At 41.0% G+C, this 15,772-nt stretch carries 16 protein-coding genes and 1 tRNA gene; 6 read left to right on the forward strand and 11 right to left on the reverse strand.

What is annotated here, in order from left to right:
- Positions 1–11: 11 nt before the first annotated feature.
- Positions 12–3,242: a carbamoyl-phosphate synthase large subunit gene (gene carB, locus EC328_RS10000; protein ID WP_128426659.1), complete on the reverse strand. Its 3,231-nt coding sequence runs from the start codon at positions 3,240–3,242 to the stop codon at positions 12–14.
- A gap of 201 nt (positions 3,243–3,443) precedes the next feature.
- Between carB and EC328_RS10005 the strand changes: the two genes are divergently transcribed.
- Together EC328_RS10005 and EC328_RS10010 are read left to right on the forward strand one after the other, a co-directional pair.
- Entirely contained in the window at positions 3,444–4,034 is a 591-nt protein-coding gene (locus EC328_RS10005) for a TetR/AcrR family transcriptional regulator (protein WP_128426660.1), read from the forward strand.
- Positions 4,024–4,725, forward strand: a complete 702-nt coding sequence (locus EC328_RS10010; RefSeq protein WP_128426661.1) for a DUF4386 family protein — start codon at positions 4,024–4,026, stop codon at positions 4,723–4,725. Before EC328_RS10005 ends, EC328_RS10010 begins: the two co-directional genes overlap by 11 nt.
- Here EC328_RS10010 and EC328_RS10015 read toward each other — a convergent pair.
- On the reverse strand, positions 4,722–5,600 hold the full coding sequence (locus EC328_RS10015; protein WP_128426662.1) for an MBL fold metallo-hydrolase: 879 nt from the start codon (positions 5,598–5,600) through the stop codon (positions 4,722–4,724). The genes EC328_RS10010 and EC328_RS10015 overlap by 4 nt on opposite strands.
- Positions 5,593–5,736, reverse strand: a complete 144-nt coding sequence (locus tag EC328_RS11545) for a hypothetical protein (RefSeq protein WP_164906095.1) — start codon at positions 5,734–5,736, stop codon at positions 5,593–5,595. Before EC328_RS11545 ends, EC328_RS10015 begins: the two co-directional genes overlap by 8 nt.
- A gap of 100 nt (positions 5,737–5,836) precedes the next feature.
- Between EC328_RS11545 and EC328_RS11845 the strand changes: the two genes are divergently transcribed.
- Positions 5,837–5,959: a hypothetical protein gene (locus tag EC328_RS11845; protein ID WP_276318538.1), complete on the forward strand. Its 123-nt coding sequence runs from the start codon at positions 5,837–5,839 to the stop codon at positions 5,957–5,959.
- Positions 5,960–6,074: 115 nt separating this feature from the next.
- Entirely contained in the window at positions 6,075–6,410 is a 336-nt protein-coding gene (locus EC328_RS11940) for a GNAT family N-acetyltransferase (protein ID WP_206363977.1), read from the forward strand.
- Between the two features lie 39 nt (positions 6,411–6,449).
- Here the strand turns inward: EC328_RS11940 and EC328_RS10025 are convergent, their stop codons facing one another.
- The 8 genes from EC328_RS10025 to EC328_RS10055 form a co-directional block, all read right to left on the reverse strand.
- On the reverse strand, positions 6,450–6,881 hold the full coding sequence (locus EC328_RS10025; protein WP_128426663.1) for an SRPBCC family protein: 432 nt from the start codon (positions 6,879–6,881) through the stop codon (positions 6,450–6,452).
- A 95-nt stretch (positions 6,882–6,976) separates the two neighbouring features.
- Positions 6,977–7,053 (reverse strand) — tRNA-Pro (locus tag EC328_RS10030).
- Between the two features lie 112 nt (positions 7,054–7,165).
- Positions 7,166–8,671 carry a DUF1846 domain-containing protein gene (locus tag EC328_RS10035; RefSeq protein WP_128426664.1) on the reverse strand — a complete coding sequence of 502 codons (1,506 nt, stop codon included), beginning with the start codon at positions 8,669–8,671 and terminating at the stop codon, positions 7,166–7,168.
- 174 nt (positions 8,672–8,845) lie between these two features.
- A complete protein-coding gene (locus tag EC328_RS10040) occupies positions 8,846–9,733 on the reverse strand; it encodes a radical SAM protein (protein WP_128427051.1) in 888 nt (295 codons plus the stop codon).
- Between the two features lie 32 nt (positions 9,734–9,765).
- Positions 9,766–9,927, reverse strand: coding sequence for a hypothetical protein (locus tag EC328_RS11550; RefSeq protein ID WP_164906096.1), 162 nt, complete (start codon positions 9,925–9,927; stop codon positions 9,766–9,768).
- 162 nt (positions 9,928–10,089) lie between these two features.
- A complete protein-coding gene (locus EC328_RS10045) occupies positions 10,090–11,310 on the reverse strand; it encodes a glycosyltransferase family 4 protein (protein ID WP_128426665.1) in 1,221 nt (406 codons plus the stop codon).
- A 134-nt stretch (positions 11,311–11,444) separates the two neighbouring features.
- On the reverse strand, positions 11,445–12,479 hold the full coding sequence (locus tag EC328_RS10050) for a threonine aldolase family protein (protein ID WP_128426666.1): 1,035 nt from the start codon (positions 12,477–12,479) through the stop codon (positions 11,445–11,447).
- 111 nt (positions 12,480–12,590) lie between these two features.
- Positions 12,591–13,907 (reverse strand): pyridoxal phosphate-dependent aminotransferase, encoded by a 1,317-nt coding sequence (locus EC328_RS10055; RefSeq protein WP_128426667.1) that lies wholly within the window; start codon positions 13,905–13,907, stop codon positions 12,591–12,593.
- 222 nt (positions 13,908–14,129) lie between these two features.
- Between EC328_RS10055 and EC328_RS10060 the strand changes: the two genes are divergently transcribed.
- Both EC328_RS10060 and EC328_RS10065 read left to right on the forward strand, forming a co-directional pair.
- Positions 14,130–14,747 (forward strand): metallophosphoesterase, encoded by a 618-nt coding sequence (locus EC328_RS10060; RefSeq protein WP_128426668.1) that lies wholly within the window; start codon positions 14,130–14,132, stop codon positions 14,745–14,747.
- A 10-nt stretch (positions 14,748–14,757) separates the two neighbouring features.
- Positions 14,758–15,765 carry a hypothetical protein gene (locus EC328_RS10065; RefSeq protein WP_128426669.1) on the forward strand — a complete coding sequence of 336 codons (1,008 nt, stop codon included), beginning with the start codon at positions 14,758–14,760 and terminating at the stop codon, positions 15,763–15,765.
- Positions 15,766–15,772 lie beyond the last annotated feature (7 nt).

Consider the following 15,772-nt stretch of genomic DNA (forward strand, 5'->3'; position numbering starts at 1 on the left):
TATTGCTTTAATCAGTCTAATGTTTCGATCTCTTTATGATACTCCTGCAGGGATTTCTTCACATTCTCAGAGAAATCGTTGCTTATATAAGCCTCTATACCCTTTGCACTGGCTCTTGCTGCAGGCATTACTGTTATATATGGTATTTTGTTCTTGATTGCTATCTTCCTGATATAGGAGTCATCCATAGAACTGAGTTTGCCTATAGGCGTATTGATAATAAGGTCTATCTTCCCATTCATCATATCGTCAGTTATATTAGGCCTGCCCTCATAGACCTTTTTGACCTTCTCGCAGGGGATCTCATTTTCTCTGAGGAAATTTGCTGTCCCTTCTGTAGCCTTTATCTTAAATCCAATTGCAAAGAATCTTCTAGCTGCCTCAAGAACATCCTCTTTGTCAGGATCGTTGACGCTTATAAAAACGGTACCTGAGGATGGCAAAGTATCCTTAGATGCTTCCTGCGCCTTAAAATAAGCAATCTCAAAGGAATCAGCAAGACCAAGCACCTCTCCTGTTGACCTCATCTCGGGTCCTAATGTGGGGTCTACTTCAGGAAACATGTTGAATGGAACAACTGCTTCTTTGACTCCGTAGTGCTTGATCAGCTTTTTCTTTAGCTTATCCATTTTGTATTTATTGCCTTCGTGGTCGGCTATCATAATTTCAGTTGCGATCTTTGCCATTTGAACATTGCAGACCTTGGAAACAAGCGGAACCGTTCTTGAAGCTCTGGGATTTGCCTCAAGCACATACACTTTTCCATCTGATATAGCATATTGCATATTCATAAGGCCGATAACCTTCATCTCTTTTGCTATTGCCTTTGTGTAGGCCTCTATGGTCTCTATGGAGTCCTTGGGGATGCTGACCGGAGGGATCACGCAGGCTGAGTCTCCAGAGTGTACTCCAGCATATTCAATGTGTTCCATAACAGTTGGAACATAAGCCTCATCTCCGTTGGATATTGCATCCGCCTCACATTCAAGGGCGTGGTGCAGGAATCTGTCTATGAGTATTGGGCGCTCAGGAGTTACCCCGACCGCCTGTGTCATATACTTTTTAAGCATCTCCTCGTCGTGTACGACCTCCATTCCCCTGCCCCCAAGCACGTAGGAAGGTCTGACCATCAAGGGATATCCGATTCGGTCTGCAATCTCGACTGCTTCCTCCACATCAACAGCTATTCCGGATTCAGGCATCGGAATATCAAGCTTTTCCATGATCCTCTTAAACTGATCTCTGTCCTCTGCCAGGTCAATTGTCTCCTTGGACGTTCCGAGGATCTTGACTCCAGCAGCCTCAAGCTCGCTGGCAATATTCAAGGGGGTCTGCCCACCAAATTGAACTATTGCCCCTTCCGGCTTTTCCTTCTCGTATATGCTAAGAACATCCTCCACAGTCAGGGGCTCAAAGTACAGCTTGTCAGAGGTGTCATAATCAGTTGATACTGTTTCAGGATTACAGTTTACCATTACTGTTTCATAACCAAGATCCTTCAATGCGAATGCAGCATGAACGCAGCAGTAATCAAACTCAATTCCTTGCCCAATCCTGTTCGGACCCCCTCCCAGGATCATTACCTTTTTCTTATCGCTGACATTTGTTGAGTCAGGTGCATTATATGTTGAAAAGTAGTAAGATGCATTGTCAACACCACTTACCGGCACCGCCTCGTATCCTTTCACTATATTAATACTTTTTCTTCTGCCTCTAATACCTTCCTCTGTAGTATCAAGAAGCTTAGCCAGATATTTATCGGAGAAGCCATCCTCTTTGGCTTTCTTTAGGAGCTCTGCCGGCAGGTCTCCGCCTTTGAATTTAATTATCTCTTCCTCCAGCTGGACTATTTCCTGCATTTCTTTCAGGAAATATGGTTTAATATAGGTAAGCTTATAAAGGTGGTCTATGTCAGCACCCTTTCTTAATGCTTCATATAAGATAAACTGTCTCTCACTTGTAGGCTCCTTTAACATAGACAGCAATTCTTCAAGAGAACGAGAGTTAAAATCCTTGGCAAAACCAAGTCCATGCCTTCCTATCTCCAGAGACCTTATTGCCTTTTGAAGTGCCTCTTTGTAGGTCTTTCCTATGCTCATAACCTCTCCGACAGCTTTCATCTGAGTTCCGAGCCTGTCAACTGCTCCAGGAAATTTTTCAAATGCCCAACGGGCAAACTTTACTACTACATAGTCTCCAGAAGGGATGTATTTATCAAGTGTCCCCTCCTTCCAGTAAGGGATCTCGTCGAGAGTCATTCCCGATGCGAGAAGAGCTGATATATATGCAATTGGAAGTCCTGTCGCCTTGGATGCCAGCGCAGAGGATCTGGATGTTCTTGGATTTATTTCAATAATAACGACTCGTCCCGTGCTTGGATCATGGGCGAATTGGACGTTGGTCCCACCAATAACTTCAATGGATTCAACAACAGAGTAGGCATAACGCTGAAGCTTTTCCTGGAGTTTTTTACTTATTGTAAGCATTGGAGCAGTACAGAAAGAATCTCCGGTGTGTACTCCGATAGCATCGACGTTTTCAATAAAGCACACTGTAATCATCTGATTCTTGCTGTCACGTATGACCTCAAGCTCCAATTCTTCCCACCCTAAAACTGATTCCTCAACAAGAATTTGTCCGATCATGCTTGCACTTATTCCACGGCCTGCGATGACCCTCAGCTCCTCAAGGTTATATACAAGACCTCCTCCAGTTCCGCCCATAGTGAAAGCAGGCCTTATGACTACTGGATACCCCAGCTCCTCAGCAATTCTTTCAGCTTCCTCAACCGAGTATGCAGCAAGGCTTTTTGGCATATCTATACCAAGTTTTTCCATGGTTTTCTTGAATTCTATACGATCCTCTCCACGCTGGATGGCATCGATCTGCACTCCAATAACCTTTATCCCGTACTTTTCCAGCACTCCACCCTTATGAAGATCAAGACAAAGGTTTAAGGCTGTTTGACCACCAAGGTTTGGAAGCAAAGCATCGGGCCTTTCCTTAGCAATAATCTCCTCCAGGCTTTTTTCATTCAGAGGTTCAATGTAGGTTACATCAGCAATTTCTGGATCTGTCATAATGGTCGCGGGATTTGAGTTGACCAGCACGATTTTGTATCCCAGGCTCTTTAAGGCTTTGCAGGCTTGCGTCCCGGAATAGTCAAATTCACAGGCCTGACCGATTATTATCGGGCCGGACCCGATGATGAGAATCTTGTCGACATCAGCTCTCTTTGGCATTAAATTTTCCTCCTTAGTATGGCATCTCTGTACCAATTTAACTCTAATTAATTATGATATCACATAAGGGTATACAATCAAAGTGGTTTATAAATCTGGAATAAAAAATATCAATTGTATTACAAAGTTGTTGACGAAGGAGATAAATGAGAGTATATTTAACTTAGTTAATTTTTTTAACTAAGTTAAAGGAGTGATCAGATGAATAGAAAAAACATTTCAACAAGGCAATATTATATAGAAGCAGCTGCAAAAATCATAAGAGATGAAGGCTATGAAAATATAACAGTGCGTAGGCTGTCTGAAGCAACAGGCTATACTTTTCCCACTCTTTATCATCATTTTAAAGACATGGGCAATCTTATGTGGTACGCAAGGAATCATCTGATCTCAAACATGGTATCTGATCTGTCAGGCTTTTCATCTCAGTCGAACGATATTGCAGGCATCAAAAAGGCATTCGGAATATACATGGATTATTACCTGGATTATCCCAATGTTTTTCGTTTTTTTTACTATTACCAGCACCAGCCTGATTTAAATGACTTGACCTCGCAGGAACTTGGCTTCTCTGATTTATGGTTTGATACACTTGGTTTTTTGGTTAAGGAGGGTCGTCTGTCACCTGATGATTTAGGAGTCGTTGCGAAAACAATAATTTATAGTATACACGGCATGATCTCACTTTACTTATCAGGCAGTGGTGAAATCAATAGGGATGGATTGAATAAGGAATTAGATGCGATCATTGATATTTTATTAAAGGGGAGGATTGAAAATTATGGGAACTGATCAATGGAAACCACTATATAAACTGGCAGGATGGTGTGCTTTGGCAATGTTTGCTCTCGTGCCTTTGCAGATAGTATTATACATAGTCTTCCCTCCGCCGTCCACTGTCGAAGGTTTTTTCGCGCTTTACAGAAACAACTGGCTGCTCGGTTTATTGAGCCTTGACCTTCTATACATCATCAACACTATCGTATTGATACCTATTTACATTGCTCTGATAATGTCCCTAAGGGATGTGTCATTTTCTGCAGCACTTTTGGCTGCGGTTCTTGGAGTCATTGGCATTTCAGCTTATTTCCCATCCAATGTAGCATTTGAAATGCTTAGCTTAAGCGAAAGGTATTTCTCAGCTGATACTGTAATACAAGGACAAATAATAATAGCAGCCGGTGAGGCTGCTATTGCAAGATATACAGGGTCAACCTTCAATGTTTATTATATTTTGAATGCAATAGTTTTAATAATCATATCTGCACTGATGCTGAGATCAAACATCTATGCCAGGGTAATTGGCTGGTCAGGACTAATATCTGGCATACTCATGTCGATACCCTCTTCATTTGGTATGATAGGTTTGATTTTTTCACTCCTATCCTTGATACCTTGGCTTATTTTCACTTTCTTTCTGATATTTAAATTCAAAAAACTGGGGTCAGAGATCACGATTACCGATGTTGGGCCAATATACTAATCAGCTTTCCATAACAGCTTATTGTCAATAAAATCTACAGTTATTTTACTGTTATCCTTAAGGTAAGCCAAATAGGATCTTATAGTGCTGCCGACGAGGACGTACTGGTTAAAATCCATTCTAAGCCCATAATGGTCGAAAACATCCTTTAAGATGTCCTCAAAGCACTTTGATTCTTGTACTATACTCAAGAGAAGCTCTATTATCTCTTTAACTTTTCTTCTGTTAAGCTCAACCAGTGTTCTTATATCATCAATCGGTTCAGAGTGAGAGGGGATAAACAGCTTTCCCTCAAGCCCTTCCACCTTATCAAGGGTATCCAGAAAGCCCTGCAGGTCGTATAGATAGAATATATGGTATTTCTCCAGGATCTGGGCATTGGTGACACAGTCGGCGAGGAACCAGACACAATCAGAGGTTTTGATTCCTGCCATTGAAAATGAATGCCCATCGAGCCTTGTCATTTCAAGTCCTTCAGGCAATATCTCCGGGACCAGCTCTGATACCTCGCTTTCAGAGGCAAATAGAAACTTGTTCCTTAGCTCCTTTACCGGATAACCACCGTATAAATAGGATGGTTCAAGTATTGGATTTTCTGCAAATACTTTGTCTATCCCCGGACAGTATGCGGGGACACCAAGTCTTTGCTGCAGCAGATTGTTTCCTCCAATGTGGTCAGCATGCGAATGGGTGTTAATGATCATACGGAGTTTCCATCCGTTTTCTTCTATTGTTTTCTGGAGCTTTCTCCCTGCGTCCTTATCGTTCCCGGTGTCGATGAGTACTACCTCATTATCATTAAGCTTATAAAGCCCCATTTTTGCTGGACTATTTATGTAGTAGGTTCTTTCTCCAACCTGAATCAGCTCATACATTACACTTACCTCCGGATCCATTTATATTAGTTTGTTCCTTACCACATGCTGCAAGAGTTTTAAGTGCTGGGTCAAGTCTTTCACCACTCACCGTCAACTGGTAATCCACACTGGGCACAGATCTCCATGTTAACACTTATTCCTTCCTTATGACAGTAAATATTGCATACCTGCATCTATCTTCCCTGCTGATACAATTGTATCATATGAAATTTGACTAAGAAAGGATGGTTTTGATGAATATTAAATACTCAGTTGTCCCAGAGTCAGAGGTCATATGCATAAGGGAACTGGTCAATAGTCTTATGAGCTATCAAAAATCCGTTGCAGGTATACACCCTGAGTTTTTGACGGTATGAGCTTTGACACGCGTATACCTCCTGCATTAAGAAGCGCACGATTTAATCATATAATTGTTGACAGGGATGGTGAAGAAGTCATTGGATATGCTTACAGTACAATAGCTGATAAAAAATTTACTCCGGAGGTTTTGCAACACTTCAATGCGATGCTTTCTTTGATTTCGATTCAGTCGAGGGACAAGAAGTAGGCTCACTATCTCAATTTTTCATAAAGGATGAATATAGAAATTCAGGTATTGGATCAGATCTATACAACAGATCTATGGATTGGCTAAATTCATTTGAGAAAATAAAGGATATCTTCATTTTTGTATCAAATGGAAATGGTAATGCTCTCAGTTTCCGTCTCAACAAAGGCTTAATGGAAAGCCACAAAATACTCGAAGGATTTATAACAGTTCTAAGAAATACACTGAGCCAATATAAAATAAGGGCAGTAATATTTTAATGCTCAAATATTAAGCATGTAAAATATTGCTGTCTTTTTCTAAGTTGATTTTAAATCTATATAGTTCTGCTCCAAGCCCTTAATCGTCTTGATAATAGCTTTACTTACAAGTATCCTTACTAAAAGGCCATAGATGAGATTTCCTGCCTTATAATCCCCTGTCCAGACGATCCTGGTCCCATCTTCAGCATCAAAGAATTCCGCCCTTCCTTTATAGTACTTTACAGGCATACCGCTTAGTATCTCATATTCAAAATGCTCTTCTCTTTTAGCACTTATGATCCTCTCATAAACTTTTACGTTTCCGCTGTATAAAATCCTTTCTGTTCCAATGCCTTCCTTATCCGGATCACCATGCTTGCTTATTTCAAGTCTATAGCTTTTTGACGGCGATTTGTCGAAGCTCCCCACTATACTCCATATATAACTTCTTGGTACAGGTATTATTCGCTCGATTTTAATATTCCCCATCTTATTCACCTCAGAAGATGTATACCCAGAGAGTCTGTTTACTTTAAAGCAGAAGTAAAAAAAGCCACCGGCAGTTTGCTGGTGACAGTATCTGGTGGTCGGAGTGAGAGGATTTGAACCTCCGGCCTCATGGTCCCGAACCAAGCGCTCTACCAAGCTGAGCCACACCCCGACTGTATATCATTATAATTCAAGCGATATTTTTTTTCAAGCATTTCGATTGCCAGTACAACAGAAAATATCGGACCCATCTTCCTATATAATGGTGGGTCCGATTATCTGGATCATACGTAATATAGATTTTCTGAGGGATAAAATGGATCACAGGTTATATCAATTCCAAGCTTTCTAAGTATCTGATCGTCGACATCATTCAGCATGACTGTGGAATGTGCCTGAGCCCCCTTAAGCTCCTGTAGCTTGTCCAGTGCCAGCTGTGCAGTTGGATTAGTTACAGCACCTATACTTAGTGCAATAAGTACCTCATTTGCATTCAAAGTAGAAATTTTACTATGGAACCCTTTGGTCTTAAGCTCCTGTATTGTCTCAATTATCACAGGCGACAGCAACAATATCTCATCAGCAATATTTGCCAGTGTCTTAACTGAGTTCAAAAGGGCCGCAGAACATGCATCCATAAGTCCTGAAGCTCTTCCTGTTATTATCCTTCCATCCAGAAGCTGGATAGCTATTACTGCCGGTACATCACTGTTTCCGTTATTGTCTTTCAGTTTTCCGGAGTATTCCCTGGCAGGTCCAACACAGGCTCTATCCTCTTTCTTGAGCTGAAGTTCCTCCATTATTATTCTCATTCGGTTAAGGATCTCTTCATCGACAAGTCCTTTTTTATAATCACACTCTGTGGCAAAGCTCCTTCTTATGATCTCTTGCCTCGAAGCTTCTCTAACTACCTCATCATCCACTATGCCAAAGCCTATCCTGTTAACTCCCATATCTGTGGGCGACTGATACAGAGATTCTCTCCCGGTTATCTTCTCTATTATCCTTTTTATAACAGGGAACATTTCAATATCCCGGTTGTAATTGACTGCAACCTCGCTGTATCTTTCAAAATGGAAATAGTCTATCATATTTACATCCTTCAGATCTACTGTTGCAGCCTCGTATGCAATATTCAAGGGATGCTTCAACGGAACATTCCAAACAGGGAATGTCTCAAATTTTGAATATCCGGCAACCCTGTTCAATTTATGCTCATGATAAAGCTGGTTCAGGCATGTAGCAAGCTTTCCACTGCCAGGTCCAGGTGCTGTGACTACGACTATTGGCTTTGTGGTAGGGATATACTCATTTCTACCATATCCTTCCTCGCTGACTATCTTGTCTACATCGGAAGGATATCCCTCAATGGAAGAATGGGTGAATACCTTTATTCCTCTTCTTTCAAGCTTGTTTATAAACAGCTTTGCTGCCGGTTGTCCATTGAACCTAGTTATTACAACGCTGTTTACCTCAAGCCCAAAATCCCGCAATTCATCTATTTGTTTAAGAACATCCATATCATAGGAAATACCATAGTCACCTCTGATCTTGTTTCTTTCGATGTCGCCTGCAAAAACGCAGATTATAATTTCAGCCTTGTCCCTCAGCTTTTGAAGAAGCTTGATCTTGGCATCCTCATCGAAGCCTGGTAGGACTCTCTGAGCGTGCTTATCGCCTATAAGCTTTCCTCCAAATTCAAGATAAAGCTTATCGAAATTGTTTACTCTTTCGAGGATGAATTTTGATTGCTCTTCGATGTAGCGTTGAGGATCAAAGCCTGCTTTCATAGTTTAAGTCTCCTTTGTTATTAATATTAGAACATAAAAAATCAAATATCCTGAAGTCCATTCAGGATACCTATTGTTGAAATCCAAAATTAATTATACCACATACTATAAGCTGTGCACCATCAATTAGCATAATTGTTTGATCTTTATGGCATGCTGCCTTTTACTTTTATATCAGACTCCCTCATTGTCAAAGGGAGGAATGAAGCTTTCCTTAGCAGTTTCTCCTTCCTGGATGTAGCCATTAGAGATCCCCAGCTCCAGGGCATAATCAATCACCTGCTGGTATTCCTCGTCATCAAGTACTCTATTTATCTCAGGCCAGGAAATAAGAGGAGCTGAAGGGGTAAATTGATTCATTATGCTTATGAGTATAGAATCACCATACCTCAGATACAAATATTCAAGGATTTTTTTCGAATCCTCCTGCTGACCAGGTAAAACCAAGTGTCTTGCTATTACACCGCTTAAAAGAATCCCATTATCGTTAAATACCAGTTCAGGCTGCTGACTTATCATCTCATCAAAGGCCTTAGAAGCTATTTCAGGGTAGTCAGGTGCATTTGAATATTTCTTTGCCAGTAGACCATCAAAATACTTGAAGTCTGAAAGATAAATATCCACTACCCCAGCAAGGTCTCTAAGGCTCTCCACTGTCTCATAGCTGCTTGTGTTGTAAACTATAGGGATATTTAACCCCTTTGATTTAGATCGAATAATGGCCTGTTTAATTTGGGGTGAAAAATGAGTTGGAGTAACAAGGTTTATATTTGCCGCTCCCTTGTCCTCAAGCTCCAGATAAATTTCTGAAAGCCTTTCTATTGTTACTTCTTTGCCTCTACCCTCATGAGCTATATCATAATTTTGACAATACACACAGCCAAGATTGCAGCCTGTAAAGAAAACTGTACCAGATCCTGTATCCCCTGATATGCATGGCTCCTCCCAGAAATGAAGCGCTGCTCTTGCAATTCTGATCTTGTCTGTCTCTCCACAATATCCCTTTTCACCAATGTTCCTGTTGACACCACAGCTTCTGGGACAGATCATGCAGCTTCCCATCTTATCCAATCACTTACCTCCATCTTACAAGCTTATATGATCCTTATTCCATCTACATCAATTCTTTTGATCAGGATACCCACCTCGATGATTTGAAACCCTTTTTCCTGGATTTCCAGTCTCTTGCTGATATATATATCCAAACCCTCTACGCTCTCAATATAATACTCGTCAGCATTCATCGGTCTTCCCAAAGAAACCTTTGGTATAGTTGCCCTGCCTCAACACATTTTTGTCATGTAGGCTCCGATTGTTATTGAGTCAATTGACTTCATTTTTATGTGTTTTCTTGCTTTTTCAGTTATCTTTATATTCATATCCCTAAATCTCCTATCGATAGCTACTCACATACTGGATCAACTGTGCCTTCTCAATCTCAGACCTCTCCTCAGACTACTTAGCCTTCCTTCCTTTTTGTCAGCAATATCGTTATGCTTATTTAAGACTCTCGAGTATAACTCCTCGACACTATCGGCAAAAATCCCGGTAGAGTAACCAAGTGAGTTTTCAACAGCTCTTCCGGACATTTCAGTTCTTTTTGTCTCATCTGAAAGGAGCTCCTCCACTCTGGATTTAAATTCCTCGAAGGTATCGTATTGATATCCATTTATACCGTCGTTTATAACTCCCTCGAGAGCAAGATCTCTTCTGCATATAGGCGGGACTCCACATGCAAGTGCCTCTATATAAGTCAGTCCCTGCGTTTCGCTAGTTGAGCAGCTTACAAATATATCTCCCAATTTATAATATTTGTGAAGTGTTGAAGGCTCCACTAATCCTACAAAAATAACCCTGTCTGTAAGTTCCATCGCGTCAACCAGCTCTTCAAGCCTTGATCTGTATGGCCCGATCCCCGTTATCAGTAAAACGGTATCATTTCTATCGAGACGCTTATAGTAATCCAGTAATTCATCAAGATTTTTTTCCTTTGCAAGCCTTCCTACATAGACCAATACCTTTTTATCAGGTGCTATGCCCAGATGACTCTTAAGTTCTTTCTGCTCAAGGTCATTAGTCTTTTGATAGAATGAATCCAGTCGGATACCTGACGGAATAACTGATATCCTCGGAATTACTCCATAGCCTTCTAACAGTCTCTTTACTTTGGCAGTTGGCACAATAACCTCATCCAGTGCATCGAGAAGTCTTCTTGAAAGGTAAGCAACTGTTTTTTTCCCTATTTGCTCGTTTATTGAGAAATAATGAGTATAATCCTCGTAAACAGTATGGTAGGTATGAACATGAGGTATCCCCAACGCTTTAACGATCCTCTTTGCAAATATGAAGGTTGTGAATTCTGCCTGCGTATGGATAATATCCGGTGCCCATTTAAGGATCTCGTCGTATAGCTCCCCAAACAGGTAAATAGAAGCTCTGGCACCGGGATAAAGCTTGTCTGCCGAAACTGATTTTATATAGTATACATTACCTTCTTTTCTTGAATGAAGGCTGTTTGAAAGAGTCAATATCCTTACGTCATGCCCTTTTGCCAACAGCTCTCTTTCAAGATTGGTAACAGATGTTACCACTCCGTTGACAATTGGCTTATACCAATCTGTTGCAATTAATATTTTCACTCCATTGCACCTCTTACCTATTTATTGGTGAAACTGTAACACTCTTGGACTTTGTCATTCCCTTGGGTATTCACATATGTCGCCCATATTTTAACATAAAGGATCGCATGAGTAAACCGGTTGATACATTCGGTTTATAATTCTTTAATATCCCTTAAGAGCTGTTCAACCTGCTCTCTCCTGGTTGCCCAGCTTGTACAGAACCTTACAGCTGATCGTCCCTCATCAACCTTCTGCCAATACTGGAAAGAGTATTTCTTACTTAGTTTATCAATTTCATGGTTAGTCAGGATAGGAAATTGCTGGTTTGTGGGAGAATTGATCAGGAACTCGTATCCCTTAGATTTAAAAGCATTCTTTATCGCCATTGCATATCCTATTGCTTCACCGGCTATCTCCATGTAAAGGCCATCCTCAAACAAGGTCTCGAACTGGATCCCAAGGAGCCTTCCCTTCGCAAGCATGCCTCCTCTTTGCTTTATGTTGTATCTGAAGTCCTTCTTAAGCTTATCTGATGATATTACAACAGCTTCTCCAAACAGGGCACCAACCTTTGTCCCTCCTATGTAGAAAACGTCACAGAGCCTTGCAAGGTCTGGCATCGCTATATCATTTCCCTCTGCCATCAACCCATAGCCCAGTCTCGCACCATCCATAAAAAGCGGCAGCTCTATATTCCTACAGACTACACTAAGCTCCTCCAGTTCCTTTAATGAGTATATAGTTCCGATTTCCGTAGGATTTGATATGTAGACCATCCCCGGCTGGACCATATGCTCATGGGTACCGTCGCTCCAATGTGTATCATACGCTACCATAACCTGCTTTGCTGTAAGTTTTCCATCCAGGCTTTCCAAGGCAAGTACTTTATGACCAGTTGCTTCTATAGCCCCTGTCTCATGAACATTGATATGTCCTGAAGATGCGCTGATAACTCCCTGGTATGGCTTAAGAATGGAAGCTATTACAGTTGTATTTGCCTGAGTCCCGCCAACTAAAAAATGGACATCAATTGCTGGATCTGCACAGATCTCCTTTATGTATTCCCTGGCTTTTTCTGTATGATGGTCAGTTCCATAGCCTGGGGTTTGCTCAAAATTTGTTTCTAATAAGCGTTCCATTATCCTGGGATGGGCCCCTTCAAGGTAGTCGTTTTCAAATCTTATCATTGTGTCCCTCCTGTCATGTAAATCTTTCCAACATAATTATACCACTTAAAAGTATATTTCACCTAAATAAAGGTCTGTCGAGTAGTTTCGACAGACCTTTTAGTACAGCTGTTATCTGCTTTCTTCGTATTGTCTAAGAAGCTTGATAAACAGCTCAGGAACCTTTGCCATCTTTTCAGGGGTCTCAACAAAGGAAATCCTAAATTGAGTGGTCCCTGGGTTCTTGGCAGGATCCTTCTCGTCGTAGAAGCCCTTCATTGGAGCTACCAGGAGTGTGGTTTCAACTCCGTCGATGATCGCGGAGCCTTCGCTTGCACAGTATAAAACGAAATCAATTGAATCAAATCCCGGCTTTACTACCTTTCTGACGTCGATTACAGAGTATATAGCCGCATCAGGGCTAGAAACCACCAGGTTTGGCTCAAGAGCCTTAAATCCGTTATATACATTTACTATAACATCTTTATAGTAGTCTCTTTGCTGCTTGCACCATGCCAACAGGCTTTCCTTGCTTTCATGAGCCAGTGCTCCGAAGACATACTGACCAATCGCATTGGCACATAGATTGGCAGTGTATTCAGCAACTGATCTGTTGTGAAATTCAGGATTGTCTGTTACCACTGCACCAATTCTCAGTCCGCAGGCATTCCATACCTTAGAGGTTGTTTCTATGCTGATCCTTCTTCCTTCTATCCCTGGTACCTCAGCATCTGTAACTCCCCAGATGCTTATTAGCTTATCCTTTTCAATATAGTAAAGCTCACGGTACGCCTCGTCACTTACAAACCAAATATTGTATTTTACACACAGTTCTGCAAGGCCGATTAGCATTTCATAGTCATAAAGCTGTCCGGTTGGATTGTCGTATGGAATTATAAGCAATGCTCCAGGGTTGTTCTTCTTTATGCTCTCTTCGATCTCCTCAAGACTTGGGAGGTTGAATTTGCCATCATCACCCATATGTCTCTTTACAGTTACAGTCTTCCTTCCCAATCTTTCTGCAAAGGAAATGTAATTGGTGTAAGCCGGATCGATCATCATCAATGGTTTTTCTGATGAACCAGCAGGTCCGCATACTCCAAGGATCAACAGTTCCATCCCTGCTGAGCCGCCTTCTGTTATCTGGACGTAAAGGTTGTCAGTATTGAATCCTCCACTCCTTAATATGTTTTTTACAGCCTCCTGTGCTTCTGGTGTTCCAGCTGTACCTGTGTACTTTACTACTCCTTTATTAAACGGACTATCTGGAGCATCCAGATTAAACATCCTTTTTTGCATAGCTGGGTTTGTAGGAAGGGAAACGTTGCCAATACCGACATTGATTACCTCTTGTGGTTTTACCTTTCTTTCGTCATATTTCATTTGCGCCAATCTGACGTCAGAAGGTTTTCTGGATTCAAAATGTGCTGACAAAACAGGTTTACTCATTTTATCTCTCCTTTGTAAAATAATATTTAAAAATTCTCCTGGATATTTTTGAAAACTATATATGACAGAACAATTTTACCATAATGAAGATTTAATTTCATCCATAATATATATTTCCTGTGACATACTATTCCCATAATTTGGAGTCGATTTACATAACGCCTTCATTTTTGTTTCAAGAGGATCAAATCTTGTGTATAATAGTCCAAAGGAGGTGAGAATATGTCTATGGTCAAGAATATAATCGGTGCAGTTTTTGGAAGGTCGATACTTGATCACGCCTCCAGGTTGGATGATCATCCAAGGCTTTTACATATATCGGATACGCCCAGCCAGTTTTACCCTGAACTTAAGCGGATAATAAAGGCGCTTGAGCCTGATTATATTATCCATACTGGAGATCTGGCGGATAATATAAAGATCGGTTTATATCAAAGCTCATTTCACAGATATAAGCACGAGGTAAGGATTATACTTAAAATTCTTCAGGATTCCAAAGCAAAGAAGATCGTATTATCCCTTGGAAACCATGATGATTATGATTTTGTAAGGAAACACAGCGGCAGGCTGATGGTTTTTGATGGCTGGGGCAAGATGGAATTTGAAGGTGTCGATGTAGCATTTTCTCACTATTACTCAGATTTGAAGGACTTGACTGCTGATTTAAGGCTATACGGCCACGATCTTGATTCTGCAGATGACGACAGAAACAAAGAGAAAGACTTAAATGGTATTACATCAATGAGCCTGATCGATTTGGTTACTCTGGATGTTAAAAGAATCGAATACCCCTTTGGAACCAATAATTCCAGATTAAACAGAAATAAACTTGGGATATAAGGAGGTCATTATGGTATCCTTGATAAGAAGTGGAAGCAGAGCGATATATATAACCACCTCAGACAGAGAAGGGCTGTCAGATTTCCTGCTAACGAGCTTTAAGTCCGAACGTGTTGATTCAAAAAAGATACTTGATGAGAGTACCGAATATCAAACCGTTGTATTCTTTATAAATAGGGAAAACCCGGAGTCGAGCATATTTTCAATATCAGATTCCTTCCTGGTCTACGAGGAGGCTCTTGCTTTTGCATGTGAGCTTATGTCCTCGGAATCAAAGGACAATATCCTTTCGATAAAATCGGGGCCTCATATGATAATAATGAGGGCAGTGGGTGACCTGGATAAAGTACTCAAGCGAATCCAGGATGACTTTGGAGGGGATATCGTCCCTTATGAAGATTACCTTGGAGAATTGTCAAGTGATTACATTTTTATAGGTCTGACGGAAAAACCTTTGAACAAACGCATAATACTTTCCGATCTGAAGCCTGGTTATTTGAGGCTTGATGGGGATTTCGGCGTTATCAAGCGGGAATTAGGGATGCATGCATTAAAATACCTCAATATTGGGATAGGTAACAAGGATTGGCATGAGGTGGAGATCAGGATATACGATAAATATGGAGCATATAAGCTTCACTATGACCGTATGATGGAGGTACTTGAGGATCTTGAGTTGGGTCTTGTTCTTGGGGAATCATGGTCCAAGGACTACCCAAAGGCGCTTCTTGCAGTCGAGATCTATAGAGTAAGATTGCTGACCTTCAGAGAGCCATCAAGGATCAAGAAGCTTTTATTCGGCCTTGAATACCTGCCAGATGGAACCAGGATAGTGGATTATGATCTGTATTTCAATAACGAAAAGGTTGCATGGAATAAGAATGTTAAAAACAGAAAGCGGGAAGACAGGTATCAGGATGCCCTTGAAGCACGAAAAGAGGTAATGGAAAAGCTTTCTCCATATACGATCAAAGAACTTGAAAGACTGGAGGAGGAAATCAAAAAAACAAGGTTTTAATAAGGAG

The sequence above is a fragment of the Gudongella oleilytica genome, assembly GCF_004101785.1.
GTDB lineage: Bacteria > Bacillota > Clostridia > Tissierellales > Tissierellaceae > Gudongella > Gudongella oleilytica.